Origin of the sequence: Pseudomonas sp. NFX98, from assembly GCF_047784845.1 — a bacterium.
GTDB lineage: Bacteria > Pseudomonadota > Gammaproteobacteria > Pseudomonadales > Pseudomonadaceae > Aquipseudomonas.
Genome location: NZ_JBLNNF010000009.1, coordinates 124,848 through 141,843 on the forward strand (window position 1 = coordinate 124,848; position 16,996 = coordinate 141,843).

General features: G+C 57.8%; 24 protein-coding genes and 1 pseudogene. 6 read left to right on the plus strand and 19 right to left on the minus strand.

Going from position 1 to position 16,996, the window contains the following annotated elements; all coding sequences use genetic code 11:
• Window positions 1–706 precede the first annotated feature (706 nt).
• The 4 genes from ACM110_RS14065 to ACM110_RS14080 all read left to right on the plus strand — a co-directional run bounded on the left by ACM110_RS14065 (window position 707) and on the right by ACM110_RS14080 (window position 3,563).
• On the plus strand, window positions 707–916 hold the full coding sequence (locus ACM110_RS14065) for a hypothetical protein (RefSeq protein WP_416128221.1): 210 nt from the start codon (window positions 707–709) through the stop codon (window positions 914–916).
• Window positions 917–1,099: 183 nt separating this feature from the next.
• Window positions 1,100–1,978 (plus strand): hypothetical protein, encoded by an 879-nt coding sequence (locus tag ACM110_RS14070; protein WP_416128222.1) that lies wholly within the window; start codon window positions 1,100–1,102, stop codon window positions 1,976–1,978.
• Between the two features lie 323 nt (window positions 1,979–2,301).
• On the plus strand, window positions 2,302–2,847 hold the full coding sequence (locus tag ACM110_RS14075; protein WP_416128223.1) for a hypothetical protein: 546 nt from the start codon (window positions 2,302–2,304) through the stop codon (window positions 2,845–2,847).
• A 350-nt stretch (window positions 2,848–3,197) separates the two neighbouring features.
• Window positions 3,198–3,563, plus strand: a complete 366-nt coding sequence (locus ACM110_RS14080) for a hypothetical protein (protein ID WP_416128224.1) — start codon at window positions 3,198–3,200, stop codon at window positions 3,561–3,563.
• On the opposite strand, the gene ACM110_RS14085 is transcribed toward ACM110_RS14080, so the two are convergent.
• Both ACM110_RS14085 and ACM110_RS14090 read right to left on the minus strand, forming a co-directional pair.
• Window positions 3,532–4,059, minus strand: a complete 528-nt coding sequence (locus ACM110_RS14085) for a lysis protein (RefSeq protein ID WP_416128225.1) — start codon at window positions 4,057–4,059, stop codon at window positions 3,532–3,534. The two genes, ACM110_RS14080 and ACM110_RS14085, sit on opposite strands and share 32 nt — an antisense overlap.
• The gene (locus ACM110_RS14090) at window positions 4,056–4,481 is read right to left on the minus strand and encodes a cell wall hydrolase (RefSeq protein WP_416128226.1); all 426 of its coding nucleotides are present in this window, start codon (window positions 4,479–4,481) and stop codon (window positions 4,056–4,058) included. Before ACM110_RS14090 ends, ACM110_RS14085 begins: the two co-directional genes overlap by 4 nt.
• Before the next feature lie 211 nt (window positions 4,482–4,692).
• On the opposite strand from ACM110_RS14090, the gene ACM110_RS14095 reads away from it, so the two are divergent.
• On the plus strand, window positions 4,693–5,382 hold the full coding sequence (locus ACM110_RS14095; protein WP_416128227.1) for a hypothetical protein: 690 nt from the start codon (window positions 4,693–4,695) through the stop codon (window positions 5,380–5,382).
• 7 nt (window positions 5,383–5,389) lie between these two features.
• On the opposite strand, the pseudogene ACM110_RS14100 reads toward ACM110_RS14095, so the two are convergent.
• The 4 genes and pseudogenes from ACM110_RS14100 to ACM110_RS14115 all read right to left on the minus strand — a co-directional run.
• Window positions 5,390–5,470 (minus strand): annotated as a pseudogene (locus ACM110_RS14100) (glycoside hydrolase family 19 protein); the annotation flags it as partial.
• A 15-nt stretch (window positions 5,471–5,485) separates the two neighbouring features.
• Window positions 5,486–5,857, minus strand: coding sequence for a phage tail protein (locus ACM110_RS14105; protein ID WP_416128228.1), 372 nt, complete (start codon window positions 5,855–5,857; stop codon window positions 5,486–5,488).
• Window positions 5,854–6,210: a hypothetical protein gene (locus tag ACM110_RS14110; protein ID WP_416128229.1), complete on the minus strand. Its 357-nt coding sequence runs from the start codon at window positions 6,208–6,210 to the stop codon at window positions 5,854–5,856. Before ACM110_RS14110 ends, ACM110_RS14105 begins: the two co-directional genes overlap by 4 nt.
• Window positions 6,210–7,076: a hypothetical protein gene (locus ACM110_RS14115; protein ID WP_416128230.1), complete on the minus strand. Its 867-nt coding sequence runs from the start codon at window positions 7,074–7,076 to the stop codon at window positions 6,210–6,212. Before ACM110_RS14115 ends, ACM110_RS14110 begins: the two co-directional genes overlap by 1 nt.
• A 79-nt stretch (window positions 7,077–7,155) precedes the next feature.
• Between ACM110_RS14115 and ACM110_RS14120 the strand changes: the two genes are divergently transcribed.
• Window positions 7,156–7,317: a hypothetical protein gene (locus tag ACM110_RS14120; protein WP_416128231.1), complete on the plus strand. Its 162-nt coding sequence runs from the start codon at window positions 7,156–7,158 to the stop codon at window positions 7,315–7,317.
• 4 nt (window positions 7,318–7,321) lie between these two features.
• Here ACM110_RS14120 and ACM110_RS14125 read toward each other — a convergent pair whose 3' ends face one another.
• From ACM110_RS14125 to ACM110_RS14185, 13 genes are all read right to left on the minus strand, one after another.
• Window positions 7,322–9,520, minus strand: a complete 2,199-nt coding sequence (locus ACM110_RS14125) for a hypothetical protein (RefSeq protein WP_416128232.1) — start codon at window positions 9,518–9,520, stop codon at window positions 7,322–7,324.
• A 3-nt stretch (window positions 9,521–9,523) separates the two neighbouring features.
• Window positions 9,524–10,744, minus strand: a complete 1,221-nt coding sequence (locus ACM110_RS14130; protein WP_416128233.1) for a hypothetical protein — start codon at window positions 10,742–10,744, stop codon at window positions 9,524–9,526.
• Window position 10,745: 1 nt separating this feature from the next.
• The gene (locus tag ACM110_RS14135; RefSeq protein WP_416128234.1) at window positions 10,746–11,033 is read right to left on the minus strand and encodes a hypothetical protein; all 288 of its coding nucleotides are present in this window, start codon (window positions 11,031–11,033) and stop codon (window positions 10,746–10,748) included.
• Window positions 10,991–11,221, minus strand: a complete 231-nt coding sequence (locus ACM110_RS14140) for a hypothetical protein (protein WP_416128235.1) — start codon at window positions 11,219–11,221, stop codon at window positions 10,991–10,993. Before ACM110_RS14140 ends, ACM110_RS14135 begins: the two co-directional genes overlap by 43 nt.
• 111 nt (window positions 11,222–11,332) lie before the next feature.
• A complete protein-coding gene (locus tag ACM110_RS14145; RefSeq protein ID WP_416128236.1) occupies window positions 11,333–12,208 on the minus strand; it encodes a hypothetical protein in 876 nt (291 codons plus the stop codon).
• Window positions 12,205–12,615 (minus strand): hypothetical protein, encoded by a 411-nt coding sequence (locus ACM110_RS14150; RefSeq protein ID WP_416128237.1) that lies wholly within the window; start codon window positions 12,613–12,615, stop codon window positions 12,205–12,207. The genes ACM110_RS14145 and ACM110_RS14150 overlap by 4 nt, the downstream gene beginning before the upstream one ends.
• Window positions 12,615–12,863 carry a hypothetical protein gene (locus tag ACM110_RS14155; RefSeq protein WP_416128238.1) on the minus strand — a complete coding sequence of 83 codons (249 nt, stop codon included), beginning with the start codon at window positions 12,861–12,863 and terminating at the stop codon, window positions 12,615–12,617. The genes ACM110_RS14150 and ACM110_RS14155 overlap by 1 nt, the downstream gene beginning before the upstream one ends.
• Window positions 12,864–12,911: 48 nt before the next feature.
• On the minus strand, window positions 12,912–14,357 hold the full coding sequence (locus ACM110_RS14160) for a hypothetical protein (RefSeq protein WP_416128239.1): 1,446 nt from the start codon (window positions 14,355–14,357) through the stop codon (window positions 12,912–12,914).
• The gene (locus tag ACM110_RS14165) at window positions 14,354–14,959 is read right to left on the minus strand and encodes a hypothetical protein (RefSeq protein ID WP_416128240.1); all 606 of its coding nucleotides are present in this window, start codon (window positions 14,957–14,959) and stop codon (window positions 14,354–14,356) included. Before ACM110_RS14165 ends, ACM110_RS14160 begins: the two co-directional genes overlap by 4 nt.
• Window positions 14,956–15,201 carry a hypothetical protein gene (locus ACM110_RS14170; protein ID WP_416128241.1) on the minus strand — a complete coding sequence of 82 codons (246 nt, stop codon included), beginning with the start codon at window positions 15,199–15,201 and terminating at the stop codon, window positions 14,956–14,958. The genes ACM110_RS14165 and ACM110_RS14170 overlap by 4 nt, the downstream gene beginning before the upstream one ends.
• Window positions 15,202–15,242: 41 nt before the next feature.
• Window positions 15,243–15,551, minus strand: coding sequence for a hypothetical protein (locus ACM110_RS14175; protein ID WP_416128242.1), 309 nt, complete (start codon window positions 15,549–15,551; stop codon window positions 15,243–15,245).
• Between the two features lie 39 nt (window positions 15,552–15,590).
• Complete coding sequence (locus ACM110_RS14180) at window positions 15,591–16,013, minus strand: hypothetical protein (RefSeq protein ID WP_416128243.1); 423 nt, start codon at window positions 16,011–16,013, stop codon at window positions 15,591–15,593.
• Window positions 16,014–16,071: 58 nt separating this feature from the next.
• On the minus strand, window positions 16,072–16,995 hold the full coding sequence (locus ACM110_RS14185) for a DUF5309 domain-containing protein (protein ID WP_416128244.1): 924 nt from the start codon (window positions 16,993–16,995) through the stop codon (window positions 16,072–16,074).
• Between the last annotated feature and the right edge of the window lies 1 nt (window position 16,996).

Genomic DNA, 16,996 nt, shown 5'->3' on the forward strand with positions numbered 1-16,996 from the left:
GCTCTGTTCCGTTTCCCTAGCGCACAATCGAAAGTCCGGCTTTCGCTGCTTCCGTTTGTCTTCAAAGGCACGGCCCGCGTGACGTACAGCCGGTTTCGCTGATTTAGGATGGTGACCTTTAAGAACGAAGAATCGGAACTGAGCTTCCAGGGTTTAGCGCCGCGGAGCCCTGAGGAAAAACGCCCTAATCGCCCGGAAACAGTGCGCTTTCCAAGGTTATCTGACATGCGAAAAAGCTGAGAAAGGAAGAGAATTATCAAACAGGATTGGTGCCAAAGGCAGCGCGAAAAAGGGCCAAAAACGGCGTGAACTCACATCTGGTCAGAGGCAATCCCGGACCTGAATATCAGCGAAATCACCGGGTAGTTTTGCGCCAGTTTTGCGCCAGTTTTGCGCAGACACAAAAAAGCCGATCTAACTGATCGGCTTAAGTGTCTGATTTTACTCAGGAATAATGGTCGGGACGGAGTGATTCGAACACTCGACCCCTAGCACCCCATGCTTGCAGGGGCACAAAAAAGCTATACGGAACAGTCCTTTGGAACGGCGCCCACTGCAATCGATGCCCGACCGTGACTAACCGTGTTTTACGTTTCCCCGCAAAAGTCCCTACAGGCTTCGACGAGAAAGTCCTGCCCCGGCGTCCTGCCGAACGAACCACAAACCTTCCAACTGCTACCCTGTCCTCATTAAAGGAGGACACCACTTGCCAAACTCAGATCTACTCCCTTCCCTGCTATTCAAAATCAACGAAAATCAGCTCGCCCTGGAGGCTGCCATCATGGAGCTCTCCAATTGGGTCGAGCAGCGCGGTGCAGTCGAGGTTGCCGAAAACGTGCGCGGCGCCTTGGAAGCGATTGACCGAAACGAAGAGTTCATCAAGCTGACGCTCGCCGTGCTGATGACTCCGGAGTGACTGCAATCAGCCAATTGCTGCCTTATCGTAAAGGACAGGTGCGACCCAAAACGGGCACTTAGACGCTCAGCTGTGAGCCGATTTTGTTGAAGTCAGAGAGCCATAGTGAGAGGCACGGAGGGCTATTAAAACGGTTAAAAACTGGCGATGATGCCCGCATCCAGTAAGACAGGGAACCTTGGAATGACGGACCGATTTCTCCTTTACATAGATATCCTGGGCTTTACCGATATGGTGCGCAAAGAACCAAGGAAGGTAGCGCGCATCTATTCGATTCTAGATAGCCTGAATGTACACAAACATAACAGCTTCAAGACCATCGTTTTCTCAGACACGGTACTGGTCTACAACATTGAGCCGGCCGCCAACGACGCCGAGAGGGAATATCTAGTCTGGTACCTCACGGAGTTCGCCGAGGACTTACACCACCGGCTTACCGGTCAGGATATCTACTTCCGCGCGGCCCTCGTGGCCGGCGATTTCTCCCACTACGATCTGAAGCACGTTGAGTGTTTCTATGGCACTGCCTTGATCTCAGCATATCTGGCTGAAAAGGATATTCCGTCGCTTGGCTTGTTCATGGACCACGAATGCGCAAAGTACAACCAATTTTTCCGCTTGGCACCGTTCAATGCTGACTATTCCTTCGTCTATCTCAACCGCTCATTGGAGCAGCTGAATAAATATACCGGCGGCCATTTTCCTGTTGAGGACTACCAGATGCATATGGGGGATATTGCCCCTTACGTCACATGGCAGATTCGTTTTCTCCAAGATATATACAAACAGATGCGCAACCATCAAGTGCCGCATGTCCGCACTAAGTTCTTGGCCGCTTGGGATTTCTACAAGCAGCGCTACCCCGAGATGCTGGGAGTACTGGAGGAGAATGATTTTTCCGCGCACTCGTTGGGACGTGCGCCAGACTGGGATGATTTGGACAAGTACATGAAACGGGATATCAGCTACTTCAAACGAATCGGCAGCGGCACGAAACTGTCCAAAGCCATCACCAGCCCTAATAGGTTTAATCTTAAATTTTCGAAAAGCTTCAAGGGCTAGTAGCCATGATGACAGAGGTTGTGGCCCATAGGCGAAGCGAAGGGCAGATATTCGCCGATTTCTGGTGGAGCTGACCGGCTGGATTGGGTCGGTTTCAGCCCTTCGCGACGGGCAGTGATCGGCCAAAAAGTATACGTTAGAGCAGCTAGCGCAACGTAAGTACAGAGATGTACTATTGCAGCCGCGCTCATCGGCGCGCGCTGCCCACCTTCGGCTCACCTGGTTCGCCGGGACGATGAAATTTTTATTTATGCGCAGATTCCATGGTTGGCGGAATTCGGCAGTGGGCACTGGATAGATCCGCTTCAACTTTTGGAGCACGCATGGACCACCCTCATATCACCGCGACCGCTGTCGAGAAACTCAAACGCGCAGCAAAATCTTATCGCAATACCTCTGGTTGCCCTTTAGCTACCGCGCTCGACCTCGTTGCAGCGCAGGCAGGCTATTCGAACTGGAAGCGCGTCACCGAACTCGCCGCCAAACCCCCTGTTCCGGATAGCCACACGCTGTTGCCGGTCAGGCACCGTCACCTGCTCACTTGGGTGATCACCAAGGAAGGCATGGGGCACAAGCAAGTGCATACCGTTTCTGAGCTCTGCGCGGCGTTAGGTGGCGCGACTCCGGTTTTCATTCGTCAGGCCTGCGAAAGCGCTACCCGGGAAAACCCCTGCTTTTGCCAGCTGGACCCGTTCGCCACCGCCATGTTGGCTGGAGTGGCGGTAGACATCGGGGACAAGTACGACTCGTGGAATTACTTGTTCGATGCCAACGCGCCAGCGCGTGAATACCCGGCTTGGCAAAAGCGCGTGGTGATCGGCCTGAGGACTTCCGACCATTACCCCAACGAGCACCTGACAACGCGGTAGAATGATGGTTGGAGTGATACGCTGAACCCCATCAACTCGGCACATAAAGCAACGATCAACAACCTGTCCTTCCCGATGAACCCCAATAACACGAGGTATCTGGGCTCCAGAAGTGACTGATCGAGCACCGCACTTTTCTCGCCAGCAGAGGAAGCTGTGCGCTCGCTTCCTGATTAACGACATAGACAAGTCGGGCCGCTTGATTCAACGATCGATGTTTCCCGTAAGCTGCCCTGTGCGAAGGGCAGCGATGGGTCGAAAGCGATAATAGGCCACCGACAGTTCGTCGACTCACACTCGCTCGATTGCAATCACTCGGATACTGTATATTTAAACAGTATCAGTAAGGCATGCCCGTGGACCCGTACGAAATCGAAGACACCGACGACTGGCTCGGCACCCCAACGCCTCTCGAAACCTGCCGGCACTCGTTGCGCGTCTATGAGAACGAAGTCCAGGAGCTGACCCTGCAACTGCGCCAGGCCCGGGAAAGGATATTCAAGCTCGTCGAATTGCACGCCGAAGTGGCAAATGATCGTGACGCGCTGCGCTCACGGTTGGCTGCGGCCCAGGCGGATACATCCCGCCTCCGAGAGGAAAACTCTGACCTAGCTGGACAAGTCGGCAGCCTATTACGTGTTTCCGATCAGAGGGATCACCTCTTTCGAGAAAACCAAAGGTTGCTCATGGAGAAAAGTGATCGGACGAGCCAATAGCCCGTACATAGGCTTGGCAAGCGGCCAACGCGATCAGTCCTTGGTCACCGGCGTCGGTGATGGCGACAATTCGTTGAGCATGCGCTGCGTCAAGTTGGGCGCGCGTTCCTCCATGAACCACGCCGCCGGACGCGGTACCGGCTGACACTGAACAGCCACTGGCTGAATCCGTTGCGTCGAGTAGGACTGACAGCCGCAGATCAGAAGTGGCAAGGCGATCGCGCAGACGAGCCTGGTTGGTTTGAGCATCGCTCAGTTCCTTGTAGTGGGATTGTTCGCTGGCTGATATGCGCTGTTCGAGCGCTAGCCGTTTGTCCTGATCAGCACGCACCTGGACGGCGGCAGCGTTGCTGATGACCGTCAGATCGGCCTGGTGCAGGCCAGCCAGTTCGGACAATCGCTGACCGTAGCGCCAGTCCTGTACCTTCCACACACCGCCAGCGGTGATCAGCAGCAGTGCCAACACGCCAGCCATTTTCAGCGCAGTTGGGTTCATGGCACGTCGCTGAAGAAAATGTGATGGCCAAGCCGCAGCGTTTCCTTTGCTCCCTTCACCCAGACCGGCGGCTTCGGCATGCTGGTGGCGTAGTAGTGCGTGGCGCCCCTGGTTGGGTCCTGCACCATACCTGCCATCACTTGGTCAGCGGCGATCTGTGCCTGGGCAAACTCACGAGGTGGAATCGGCTTCGCTCCCGACAGGTAGGCGTAGTTCGGATCGCTCTTGTTCCAGCAACTGAACTGATACGGCCTCTGGCAAACGCCGGCATAGCTCTCGCCCCACCACGAGTTGGCTTTGCCATCGTCCACTCGATTGCGAATGGTCCAGCCCACGGCGATCTGCCCCGCCAGGCCTTCACCGCGGGCCTCGCCCCACAAAGTACGCGTTAGGATGTCTCGGTCTTTATCTGTTACAGACATAGTCTCCTCCGAACACAAAAAAGCCGGCAATTAGGCCGGCGTTACGAAGCAATAAAATTATTTTTTGATTTCTTAGCACCAATGAAAAAATGACACACCACTGAATAGTTTCCGAGCACAAATTTTGGTTACACTTCAGCAGTCAACTGGTGCACATATAACAATAAAGCTAAGCACCTGACAAAAAATAACAGACAATGGAACGCAAGCCATGCCGGAAATCTCACTAGAAACAGCGAACATTATTTATCGATATGCTTCAATAGTTGCACTAGTAGCTTTGGTGGCATCTGCAGGCGCCGGACTCGTAATCTATGTAACTTCGGAAATACGAGGCAAATACGCCGATGAATCAATCGAAAGAGCGAGAAATTTGGGAGCTCAGGCAAATGAGTCTGCTGCACAAGCAAACGTAAAAGCTGAAACCTTAACCAAGGAAAACCTACAACTTTCGTTAACCTTGGAAAAAGAACGAAAGGAACGCCTAGAGCTACAGAGACAGCTTGGCCCTCGCACATTGAGTGCCGAGCAAAAAATTAAACTAGTGGACATGCTCAAACATCTTCCAGAAAACGCAACAATTTTGATAACTCGAAATGAATCCTCAAAAGAAACAAATGATTATGCATCAGAAATTGCAGAGACATTCAAACGAGCCGGGGCGAATGTTGTCGAAAAACAGATAAACTTCATGACATTTGGCTCACCAAATTATGGCGTACGACTAGTGCTTTTGGGCGGTCCGGGAAGAGAAACAATAAAAACATCCATGCAATCAACCAATATCGCAACTGAAATCAAGCAATTACCCGAACCCGACCCAAAAAACCCAACACGGAATCTATATAACTGGTCTATGTCCGCCGCAATAGAAGTTCTTCCAAAACCGCCTCACCTATAAACAGCAAATTCAGCACCGACGCAAAAACGCCGGCTTGCTTGCCGGCGTTCGGGAGGATCAGCAGCAGTTGCTGCGCGGTGATGGGCATAGCTTTCTCCAGTGATCAGCTTCGTGGCGCTCCGGTGGCAAGCGCATCAGGGTCGGCAACAATGACGGGGATGGCGGGCACAACTGGCCAGACCGTGGCGGCGTACCACCCTGGCTGCTTGGTCACTTTGCCCAGAGCGAACTTGTAGGCTTTCCATTGCGCCAGGCTGATCAGCAAGGCTGCCTGCTCGGCTTCGTCCTCTTCGGTTGCTTCGCCTGCATCAATGCCGTACCCCAGCGTGTTGACCCGGTCCTGAATCCGGGCGATCTGCGCCGTGGCCTGAACATTGAACCCGGCTAGCAGACCCTTGGCCGAGGCCAGCACGCTCGCAGCAAGGGCGGCGTCTTTCATGGCCTTGGTGATAAGTTGAGTCCAGTCTATGTTCATGCTTCCGGCTCCTGATCCAATTCTTGCGCGACTGGTTCTTCAGGCGGCAAAATCTCCGCCATTGCTGCGGGGAATACCACAGGACCATCTGGCACACTTTCCAGTGGTATCGGAAACGCCTGTTCAGGGCTGAAGTTCCATGGATTCGGCAAAATCATGGTGAGCACCAGTTCGCCATTGATCCGGTCAACCTGCCCAGTAAACCAGCCGCTATGAATAGCCGTCGCAGGCAGGGTGTCACCCTCTACCACAGGGGAAAAATCGAAAATTTCACCGTTGACCGACAGGGTATCGCCGGCCTTCACTACTTCGAGATGATCGTCTCTGCGTTGAGGCTCAAGAACAATTCGCATCAGAACCACCTTCCGTAGGCAATTTGAACAACGGCTACATCCACCGTTGAAGAGGTTGAGGACATCGCATAAATGGCTGGCCCCGTGGTTGTGGTCGCGTTACCGAAGACCGCATGCCAGACGAGGCCTGACGATGGCGAAACATTAATCACCACGTTCGGATTTGCGATGAAGGTGGCCGCAAATGAAGACCCCGGAATACCACCGGATGAATAGAAGATGCCGCCGGTAGCCGTAGTGATGGGGATAGCGGAATAAATCACCGAACGCCTGCAAATCATCGTGCCATCGGCAAACTTGGTGTAGGTGCCGCTGGCATTGCTGCCAGTTTCGATGATGGCACCAGTGACTGTGCCGCCAGACTGCGAAACCGTGCCGACGCTGTTGGTTCTGCTATACATGCCGCTGGCATAGGTGTAGCTGGTACAGACCCAGTTACCACCCCCAAGGCTGCGCATCTCCGCCACATCGCCTGGCAAGGTGATGATGTTGGCAGAACCAGGCAGAACCAGTGAGGTGGCGTTGTGCGTTAAAACCAGCGTGCTGGTGAATCGCAAGCTGCGCCGAGCCCCTGCTGCGATCGTGCCCAACGCAGTGATCGTGGTCGTGCCACTGATGATGATGACGTTTGACGTGGCCGCGCCGATATCCGTCGTCGTCGCCGATGCGATGGTCTGGGTTGCAGCATCATTGAGCGCACCAGTCATCGTCCCACCGGCCAGCGCGAGCTTCTGATCCCTCAGCAAGGCGATGTATGATGCATAGACGCGCAGATAGTCATCAATGGTCGATGGCGATTCCGATCCGGACGGGCTGTTGCTGCCGGCCGTGGTCGAAAGGTCATTGATCGAAGAAGGGATAGGCATGTTTGTTCATCCCAATAAAAAAGCCCGCGCGAGGCGGGCTTTAGTTGAGTGAGGGCGTTACACCCTGGAGGTTTTGGTGGTGGACGAGCACTTATTGAAAGTACTTCAGCTTTCCGCCGTCTTCATCGGCGTGCAACTGTTGGTCAGACTTGAAGACTGGCTGACGTTCTTGGCAAAAAAACACCTACCCAAGGGCAGCAGGATCAGGAAGTTCGTTCTGATCAATCCCGACGAGGACTAGGTCGTTACTGCTCAGTGATTCCAAGCAGGCCTGGTGCCGTGATAAGCGGTAGCAGGCTTGGTTGTGGAGTTCGCGGGACAACCATATTCAGCGGTGGGTTCAATGCTGAGCCCACATCGGACATCTGCTTGGCCTTGCCGGCAGCAGTGACTGTCATGTTGAGTAATCCATTTATGCCTGGAATATTAGGCATCGCCTGGATGAAGCGCAGCGCATTCGATGCGGTGGTAGAGCCAGCAGGCTTCATCGGCGGATTCATGATGCTGCCGCCAGCTCGGAGGATGCGCTGATAGTCAGCCCAGCCTGCCTTCCCGAATAGCGCCCTACCCTTTTCCGGTCCGATCTTGTCGAGCGCCTTGCGCATGCCATTAATGGTGAAGGAGCCTCCAGTCTCGCCTTGCAGCGTCGCCGAATCACGGATGTAGGCTTGGGCGGCATCACGCAGGGAGCTCATGATGGGCACGCCACGGTCACGTTCAAGCTGTGATAGGCCCTTGAGTTGGTCTACCTTCATCTTCCCGACGATATCCGGCAGATCCTCTGGCGCGTAGTTGCCCTTCAGGATCTTCTCTACCAGTGGGCTCGCCTCCTGAAAGCGGAACCGATCGGCGGCGGCAGCGCGCGCAGACCTGAAAGCTTCCGCGATGCCAGGGGCCGCTTGTTCACCGGCCTGCTCTGCGCCGCCAGTTGCAGGCCCTACCCCACCTTGGAAAGGCACTATTTCGCCCCCGCTAGAGATTTGCGCAGCTCCTGGCAGACTTGGCTGACCTCCGATTTGCGCGGCGGTGAATGGCTGGCTGGCTTGGACAGGCGCAGAGCTTGGCGCGTGCATGCCTGGGGCCGGGTTCATGGCGGCGGACTCCCCGCCATCGATCGCATTAATCAGGTGCTTTTTGACGATACCAAGTGCTACGGCCTCAGCTCGGTCATTCGTGCTGTAGATGCGGCCGTTCAGAGCTTGGAGGCGCTGCATGGCGGTACCCATGTCGAAGGGCTCCTTGCCTTCGGTTGCCTTCTGGAACCAACTCAGCGTATCCGCCGGCAGCTTCGAACCAAGCATCTGCTGGTCAAGCTCGACAGACGCATCATTGACGAACTTGTGAGGATCAAGGGGAATGTCTCGACCTGCGGTGTTGCGCGCATTCTGGTACAGGCTGTCTGCCTCGGCTTTCAGCCCAGAATCATAGTCTGTAACAGATTTCTGCAGCACCTGCCCCCGCTCGTAATCCGTGGCATCGCCTGCCCCCTTTCTCACGCCATGGAGCAGCGAACGGTTAGCGTCCACAAATCGCTTTTGAATCTGGTCATCAACAGTGTTGAGTGTATTCTCCATCCACCATTGTTTTGGGTCGCGGCTCAGCCATCCGCGAGTGGGCTTGATTCCTAGGGCATTGAAGTCTGCCAGGCGCCCGAGCTGTACAGCATCCAAGTTGTCCACGTCTTCCATGGACTTCTTGCCGATATTGATGACCTGATCCTTAACAGCCTGCGGTAAAGAGCCAAAGTCGATACCTTTCTGGGAAAGCTTGGCCGAAACTTCCATCTCGATGGGTGCAGCCGGTGTTATTAAGGTTTTGACATGGCCCGCCACTGTACCTACGCCACGACCAACAGCAAGCCCGGCGCTACCACCGACTGCGCCAGTTAGCGCATTAGCGCTACGGTCAAGAATGTCACCTGGTTGGGATAGCGCGCCATATGCCGCACCTGCTCCGGCGGCCTGTTTGTAGCTCGCAGGGTTAATGACGGCATTGCCGGCGGTCTCCAGCAACCCGCCCGCAGTTTTCAGCGCAGGCATCGTGCGCGTAGCACTCGCTGCCTGGATAGCCTTACCGCCAGCCTGCAAGCCGCGGCCGCCAAGATAGGCCAGCCCAATTTGCCCACCGATGTTTCCGCCGATACCGGCCGGATCAGACATCAAGTCATCATCTGCGCCAGGGGCGCGCTGCCAGCCGCGAGGCCAAAGAACACCGCCAAGGCCGATGCCTTCCATCAGGTCGGCAACTGCCTTGCCAGCGCCAAGCGTGCCGCGCTCCAGCCAATTGCGCCCTTTTAGGCGGTCAGGTGGCGTCAGCGCGGCCTGAGGTTGGGCTGCGTCCTGCTGTTGAAGCTGAGCCTTTAGGGCCGGAGGTTGTCCAGAAGACTGCACGGCTTGCTCCTGCTCCAGGCGCATGCGGAATTCGAATTCTTCCTGTTCGGTCATGTTTTATTGCCCCTGACGCCGTTTGAACTCTTGATACCGGGCTTCTTTGTCAGGATCAGCGAATGCGCCCGCTTGTGGCGCAGCCATAGGCAGTTGAGGATGCGCGTTGCGCTGCACTGCCCTCTCCGCACCACGCCCTGCAGGTATCGCCATATCCTTGCCCGCCTGTTCGCGGGCCAGCCTTTTTTGCCTGATTACCTCATCGCTGTCGCCAACCACCGGGAAAAAGGTGCGCAGGTTGGCGGCCATCTCTGTCGGCGTCGATGCCGCTCCTGTCTTAGCGCGTAAAAAGCCTTCCGCCCACTGCTCCTGTGCCTGGGCAATCTTCTGTGCGGCATCGCCAGCAAGAGCGTTTGTATATGGGCTGCGAGCAAGCGCCACACGAGCAGGCGAGGCCGACCCGCCAACTTTATCAAGGACGTTTTGGGCACCCGTCATTTGGCTCAGGTACAGGGTGTTTTTGCCTTCAGACTCCGTGAGCTTGGAGGACGCGCCGTCCTGAAACGGCGTACCAGTTTGCGTCACGATGGGTGAGACTTGACCTGTCCCCTTATCGACTCGATAGCTGTTTCCGTCAGGGCCGGCAATGATTTGAATGCGACCAGCCTCCCGCTGGACATTGTTGGCGTCCTGCATCGTTGCATTTTGCTCCCGCTGGTTCGCGATGCCTGCCCAGCCACGGGCGTTGGCCGCGTTCTCACCCGGAGACATGGTCATGGCGAAGCTCTGGCCTGCGGTGGGGATGGCGAACTGCTTGGCGCCGCCCGTGTCGACCAGTTGCGGCGCGACATAGGAATCGATGGCCTGGCCCACCGGACGACCGTATTCGTCGTACTGCATGGTCTGCTTGCCGCCGCTCGCACTTGGCACTTCGACGGTGCGCGCGACCTTGCTCTTGGTTGCGTTCGGCAGCTGCGCGTATTTGGCGATGTCGTCAGGCTGCAACCCGAGAGCCGCGGCCTGCTGCCAGTCGAACGTGGCGTTACCGTCGGCATCCTTACCGTACAGAGTTGGGATGGTCTGGCGCTGCTGCTGGAGCATATCCGCCTTCTGCCGCTTCAGCGCGGTTGCGTTGGCAGCCGAATACCCGGCGATGCCGGACAGCCCCGCCGCACCCAAGGTATTGACCGGCCCGCCGCGCCCGGCAGTTGCCGCCGCGCCGAACGCCGCCGCCAGCAGGCCCTGGCCTTCTGGGGTTTTCACGAAATCGAGTAATCCGTCCATATCAGCTCCACATGGCGCGATGTTGAGCCATCATCTGTTGACGACGGGCGAGCAACGGGTCTTGTGCGCCCTGAGACAGCTGAGCCAGGGTTTGCGGGCCGCTGGCCGAGAGTGGCTGCAACTGCGGGGCTTGCTGCTGGCCCTGCCCGCCCCCGAGTAGTCCGGCCGCCGTCATGCCGGTAGAGGCCGCGTCAACGAACGGCTTGGCGTTGGTGGCGAACTGCCCGGCTTGCGTGCCCAGCGAGCTCAGGAGGCCCGCCGAGGCTGGCGCGGCAGAACCGCCTGCCATGGTCGCAGAACCTGCACTGCCTGCCGCCAGCGACTGGCCAAGCCCGAAACCGACACCACTACCAGCGCTTGCACCAGCCCCGGCCGCGCCTGCTCCAGCAGCACCCGCGCCTGCGGCCCCGGCACCAGCTGCTCCAGCACCGCCAGCCGCCGCGCCACCAGCCAAAGCCGCGCCACCCAAAAGACCACCCCCCGCCCCCATCGCGCCGCCAATCGCAGCGCCTTTCAGCGGTTTGTCCTTGTTCGACATCGCACCAATCACCGCGCCTGCAATGATCGGAATAGCCAGTAATGGGAGCATTATTTGCCGCCTCCAGAAGACTTGGTGCTTTGGGTTTGGCCGAGGCCGGAATCGAACACGCCCGACATGGCTGCCAACTGCTTATATGGAAGGTTCTGTTGATCCAGATAGCTCTGGTATTGAGCGTCCAGGTTCTGCTGGTGGTTGTCCTGGAACTGCTGGCCGACCTTCATCAGCTGGGAGGCGTCGGTGTAGGCCTGGTTACCGTAGGTCGGTGCCTGGCCGAGATAATTCTGCAGCATCTGATCATTGCGGTTGGCGTAGCTCTCGGCCAACTGCTGCTGCGCGGTGTAGTCCTGCATGCGCATACCCGAGGCCGTGTTGGCCAGGTTCTTGGTCAGGTCATTCATGGAGTTCTGCTTGGTCGCTTCCGCACCGGAGTTGCCGAACGATCCTGAGCCAACTGCTTGCGTGGTAATCCCCGGAGCGATGGCATCGTTGTAGTTTCGGGTAATGTCACCCATCGCGGCATCGATATTCTGTTGCAGATACGGGTTCGAGCCGGCATAGCCGTTCTTGGTGGCCGCGTTGCCCGAATTCAGGCCAGCCATCATGGTGTTCTTGCCCTGATTCATCAGTGAATCGCCGTAGACCGCGCGATTGGTGATCGCATTCGCTCCAACCTCCTGATACCAGTTCGGGCTGGCCACCTGTTGGCCGCCATAGCCCTGATACCCTTGATTGGAGAGGTCCATGGCCTTGGAGCTGTAAGCGCTAGCCAGAGGCTTGAGCTCGTCAGGGATGTTCTGTGTGGTGGTGCTAGACCCACCGCCTTTGTGCGGACGGACTACATCACCGCGAAACGCCGGCAGCGCGCCGATGGCAGGCCCGCCAAATTCGGCGCTGAGCTGTTCGTGCAGGGCATCAATGTTCACAGTTCAACCTCCAGGACTTGGTAGACCGGCGCGAATCCACAGCGCTGCCGATAAAGACGTTCTTGTGCTGGCTTGGCGGCGCAGCGAATTTTCAAGCAGCCAAAGGCCTGCGCCATCGTTTTCAGTTCATCAAAAAAGCTTTCGAAGTGACCATGGGGCGCGTACATCTCGTAGACGTACAGGACGCGGAAGTTGGGCAACTGTTCAACACCCACCACGCCCCAGCCGACGATGTCAGCATCACGATCAAGCCGGACAAGGGTCCGCTCTCCGCGACTCAGCAGCATCTTCAGCTGGTCACCGGTGATCTCCCCGCCCGAGGTGGCGCAGGCCAGGCCAAGCCGGTGCGCGCCCTCCTTCCATGCCACGTCGATATGCGTCGTCGGCACCACGATCAGTTTGTTCATCAGTTACCTGTCAGGTAGCGGCATTGCACGAAGGTGGCCGGATCGCCAGAAACTACACAGAGCCAGCCGAAGATCACGTATTTTGAGCTGGCCGCGCCAAGTTCAGATGGTGCGGAGTTGCGTACGAAATCACCTTGGATATAGGGCCCCGCAGTTGGAATAGTCGCCTGCGCGGTGTATAAGCCGGCGATTCTGCCCTCGGAGAGCAGATTGATCTGGGTGGCGTGCTCGCGCAGTTCACGCTGCATTACCGGGTCAGTGGTTCCTACGCGTGGCGTCGTACCGCACTTCATGGCTCAGCGCCTCCCTGCTGCGGCAAGGCCCGCATCCATGTGTGTGACCTTCACCGGCCCCGTGAACGTGAACGTCGCCTTGTGCCAGCGGGCGGTCTGTCGCAGATCGAACTTGCCATCCAGCACCGCGCCTGTTGTCGAAGCGGTGAAACCCACACCGGAGTTTTGCTGGATGAAGGTCTGCACTGAGGCGGTAGTTGGTGCCAGGGCATAGCGCAGGCGAATCTTGTTCAGCGACGAAACGCCATCGTCATCACCAACCTCGCCAGTCGTCATCGAACTGGCCACCGACACCCCTGTCATCGACTGAAGCTGGTGTGAGGTGTTGAAGATCGACATCGACTTGCCGCCAGCCAGCCAGAATTGGGAGTCGAACGAGTAGGACGACAGACCGTCGATGGTGGACGAGATCGCCGACAGACCGTCGATGGTCACGCCGCTGGAGACGTAGTTGAGCGCCGCCTCGATGCTGCGATTGGCCACGCCCCACTTCTTGGCGGTGATGTGATACACGATCGCCGAGTCAGGCGTGGTCGAACTGAGTGACGGGTAGAACACCCACACCAGGTTCTTTTGCTTGTCGAAGACGCAGATTGTTCTTTGACGGTAGGACGGGTTCGAGTTGTCGTAGAAGAACTGTCGCACATACCCATCGGCCACCGGAATTGGCCTGGTGCCGTCGAAAATCCAGAGATTGTCATCGCCGACGAAGAAGTGCGCGCCGCCGATGTCGCAGATCGCCTCTTTGCCTACGCAGCCCGCGTCACCACCCGGAACCTGAATCCAGTTCCATACGGTCGGAGCGCCAACGTACTGGCCAAGGTAGATCGAGCGTTGTTTGTAGGCAATGGCGTACTCGCCCAGACGCATGCCCGCGGTTAGTCGGCCAGCTGTAGCCACCAGACGCCCTGACGTGGCCTGAGTCGCAAGGCTCGGCGTCCATGACGTGTCATCAAAGGCCGCGCAGCAGTGCCAGCCATCCGGCTTTTCTGAGCCGTCGTTGGTGTTCAGCGCCATGACGAACGCGCCGACCGTGAACAGGATCTCGGCCTTGGGCGCAGTGGCAACATCGGAGAAGGATGCGCCAGTAGAACGCTGAATCACGTCAGCCCGGTTCGCGCACAGTGTGGCGTCGCCGAATTGCGTGATAGACCAACGCGTGTCGATGCCGCCGTTATACACGGCAACCCGTGAAACATCGGTCCAGGCACCAGAGGCCAGTTCGTAGAGCTTGGTGCTCGTCCCGGCGATGATGCGGCGGGTGTCGTCCAGCTTCGACACGACGGCGGCACCAATGCAGGCAGCGGCAAGCACGGGCGTGGCCGCAGGTGTTGCAGGCTCCGGAGCACCTTCCATGCCGTTCTGGTACGGAATCAGGTTCGCGCACACCGAGAGGATGCCCGGCGTCGTCACATCAGCATCCGGCGCAAAGCCCATGAGCGGAATCATCGTGCGCTCACCTTCATGGTGGTGCCGCTGTACCAGTCAACGTTATTGATGCCCGTGATCGCCTGGCTGTACAGCTGCGCCCAGACCGACAGACGCTCATCGTTCATGATGAACGGAGCGGCGGCAAGCAGGCAGGCATACAGGTAGGCGTTCGGCCAGTTGGTTAGCAGCCAGTTGGTGGTGTTCGACACCGACAATGCCGGGATGCGCTGGCGATAGGTCAGCTCCAGCGAGTACACGGCGTCCGGGATCGGGGATAACTCGGCGTTGGCACCGATCACCGTGAAGACGATCGGCTGGCCCGCATAATCGTTCGGGAACTCGACGCTGATCTCGTCGGGCGTGCGGTAGGACAAGGGCTGATCACCAGCACCCGCCACGACAAAGCGCCGCATTTCAAGCATGTCCGTCGGCAGCGCCACGGTGTTGACCCCAATCACCGTAGACAACGTCGTCTTGGTGTCCATCAGCCGGCCCTGAACTTCCGCGCTCAATTGCGCCTCGGCCAGGGTGATGAAGTCAGTGATATTGGCGGTCAGGTCGCTGCGGTTGAGCCACGACGCGACCGCTGTCTGCAATTCGCTGTAGTTGGTGATGCTCATACCTTGCCCTTCCAGATACGAAACGCGGCCAGATCAGGGTTGTTGAGCATTCGGCGCATGTGCTCCTTGTTGGAGATGCACTCATGAAAGGCGATGTCGTTCTTGTTGCAGTAGTCCTCGATGATCACGAACGGGATTTTGGCCGCGTGTTTCATTTCCGACCCGCCATGCATCCCGGCGTTGTGCAGGGACTTGGTGTATTCGGCGATGGGGGTGCAGTCCTGCGTGCGCTCGACTGTCATGCTCCCATCATGGAAATGGAACTTCGTTTCGAGGTCTAGCATCACGCGTTCTCCATCGGAGAGACCTGCACGATCCCAGGGGCGGTGACCTGAAGCGCGGCAACTTTGGTGCAGCCGCTGGTGGCCAGAACGACCGCGTCACCCGGCTGAATCAGCAGGTCGGTAGTGAGCGCAACAGGCGTGCCAGTACCAATGCGCACAGTGGCCGCAGCAGTTGCTGAAATACGGATGTACTTCGGATTGTTCCCGCTCGAATCAAGCGGAATGGTGGCGTTGGCAGACGCGCCGGACGTGGCCATGGCGATGCCAGTCACCGTCACCGTGAGGGCGAAATCAAGGGTGTTACTCATGGGTGAACTCCAAAGAAAAACGCCCCGAAGGGCGTTAGATCAGGCCGGGTTCAGAAACACGCTGATCGCGCCGACGGCAGACGTTGCGGTGCCGGTGAGGTCGAAGCAGATGGAGTCGCCAGCAGCCAGCAACAGGTCACTGGCAGTGGTCGACAGGGTCAGCGCTTGTTGGGCGTTGGCAGTCCCCACCAGGTTGTAGCTCCCGGTGTGCAGCGCGGTACCCGAGGTGATGGCGGTACCGCTGGCTGCTTTACGGATGACAGCGGTGCAGGCGCCACCAGAGCCCGCCACATCGACACGGCCACGAATGGCCTTGACGGTGTACGGACGGTCGGCAGTGAACAGGGTGCAGTCAACGATCGATGCGGTGTAGTTCAGCGTCAACGGGACAAACCCGCCGTCGCCACCCGCGGCGCCCTCGATACCGAGCGAACCGTCGGCATTCTGTTTGATCATGGGCATGTCATTTTCTCCTCAAAGAAAAGGGGAGCCGAAGCTCCCCTTGAGTGATGCCTCAGGATCAGAGGACGTCGTAGATCGCGCCATTCGCCTTGGGCGCACGGGCTTCGACGGTCCACTCCACTTTCAGCATGCGCTTCTCGGAGTCGCCGGTTTTGGCCAGTTCGTCGGTGCTGAATGGACGCAGGTAGCTGATCGCCCACTTGTCCGCCTGGAGCACGAACACGTCGTTCGCATCCTGGAAGCGCGAAGGGATGGCCTTCAGTTCGCCGAAGTCGGACACGTACACGTCGACCGAGGCGAACAGCTTGGCGTCTTCGCTCTTGTCGAAGCGGGTGGCGTTACCGGTGAAGGTGGAGAAGGTCTGCTTGGCGCCAGGAGGCAGCAGGATCGAGTCAGGATCACCGCCAGCGGTGAAGCACTTCTGCAATACGTCCTTCAGGCGAGCCTCGGTGAACGCGATTGCAGTGCCCTTGGTACGCCCGGTGTTGCCGGTGTACGAGGCCAGGGTGCCGGCGTTGCGGTTCACGTTGTCCACGACCCAACCGACCAGACCACGGGATTGACGCGGCGCGGTGGCGGTTACGTCCAGCTGGGTAGCCGAGCTTTCCATGTCGCGGCGCAGTTCCAGCGATGCCAGGCTGAGCTGGTAGGCCAGTTCATCCTTACGGCCGGCCGGATTCATACCTTGCTGGGTGCCGGACACGATCACGGTCTTGGTCGAGATCTGGGTGCGGTTGTTCAGGCGCACGGTTGGCGTCACGGTCTTGGCCGTGGCGTCGTCACCTTCAGCCTGGGCGTTGTTGCTCACCGCGGACGCGAGGTCCTGGGTCTGCCATTCGTGCAGGGTGTTGGAGGCCTTGCCCTTGGCTGCCAGCGAGATGAACGGCGTAGCAGTCGGGGAAATGCGGTAAATGGTGTCGGTCAGGTCTTCACGGTTGCCGATAGCAGCCGTGGTAAAGAAAGTGCCAGTTGGGGCAGTCATG

Coding starts and splice junctions, on each gene's coding strand:
- ACM110_RS14070 (WP_416128222.1), top strand. CDS start 1,100: ATGACGGACCGATTTCTCCTTTACATAGATATCCTGGGCTTTACCGAT.
- ACM110_RS14075 (WP_416128223.1), top strand. CDS start 2,302: ATGGACCACCCTCATATCACCGCGACCGCTGTCGAGAAACTCAAACGC.
- ACM110_RS14080 (WP_416128224.1), top strand. CDS start 3,198: ATGCCCGTGGACCCGTACGAAATCGAAGACACCGACGACTGGCTCGGC.
- ACM110_RS14085 (WP_416128225.1), bottom strand. CDS start 4,059: ATGAACCCAACTGCGCTGAAAATGGCTGGCGTGTTGGCACTGCTGCTG.
- ACM110_RS14090 (WP_416128226.1), bottom strand. CDS start 4,481: ATGTCTGTAACAGATAAAGACCGAGACATCCTAACGCGTACTTTGTGG.
- ACM110_RS14095 (WP_416128227.1), top strand. CDS start 4,693: ATGCCGGAAATCTCACTAGAAACAGCGAACATTATTTATCGATATGCT.
- ACM110_RS14105 (WP_416128228.1), bottom strand. CDS start 5,857: ATGAACATAGACTGGACTCAACTTATCACCAAGGCCATGAAAGACGCC.
- ACM110_RS14110 (WP_416128229.1), bottom strand. CDS start 6,210: ATGCGAATTGTTCTTGAGCCTCAACGCAGAGACGATCATCTCGAAGTA.
- ACM110_RS14115 (WP_416128230.1), bottom strand. CDS start 7,076: ATGCCTATCCCTTCTTCGATCAATGACCTTTCGACCACGGCCGGCAGC.
- ACM110_RS14125 (WP_416128232.1), bottom strand. CDS start 9,520: ATGACCGAACAGGAAGAATTCGAATTCCGCATGCGCCTGGAGCAGGAG.
- ACM110_RS14130 (WP_416128233.1), bottom strand. CDS start 10,744: ATGGACGGATTACTCGATTTCGTGAAAACCCCAGAAGGCCAGGGCCTG.
- ACM110_RS14135 (WP_416128234.1), bottom strand. CDS start 11,033: ATGGCAGGCGGTTCTGCCGCGCCAGCCTCGGCGGGCCTCCTGAGCTCG.
- ACM110_RS14150 (WP_416128237.1), bottom strand. CDS start 12,615: ATGAACAAACTGATCGTGGTGCCGACGACGCATATCGACGTGGCATGG.
- ACM110_RS14155 (WP_416128238.1), bottom strand. CDS start 12,863: ATGCAGCGTGAACTGCGCGAGCACGCCACCCAGATCAATCTGCTCTCC.
- ACM110_RS14160 (WP_416128239.1), bottom strand. CDS start 14,357: ATGATTCCGCTCATGGGCTTTGCGCCGGATGCTGATGTGACGACGCCG.
- ACM110_RS14165 (WP_416128240.1), bottom strand. CDS start 14,959: ATGAGCATCACCAACTACAGCGAATTGCAGACAGCGGTCGCGTCGTGG.
- ACM110_RS14170 (WP_416128241.1), bottom strand. CDS start 15,201: ATGACAGTCGAGCGCACGCAGGACTGCACCCCCATCGCCGAATACACC.
- ACM110_RS14175 (WP_416128242.1), bottom strand. CDS start 15,551: ATGAGTAACACCCTTGATTTCGCCCTCACGGTGACGGTGACTGGCATC.
- ACM110_RS14180 (WP_416128243.1), bottom strand. CDS start 16,013: ATGCCCATGATCAAACAGAATGCCGACGGTTCGCTCGGTATCGAGGGC.
- ACM110_RS14185 (WP_416128244.1), bottom strand. CDS start 16,995: ATGACTGCCCCAACTGGCACTTTCTTTACCACGGCTGCTATCGGCAAC.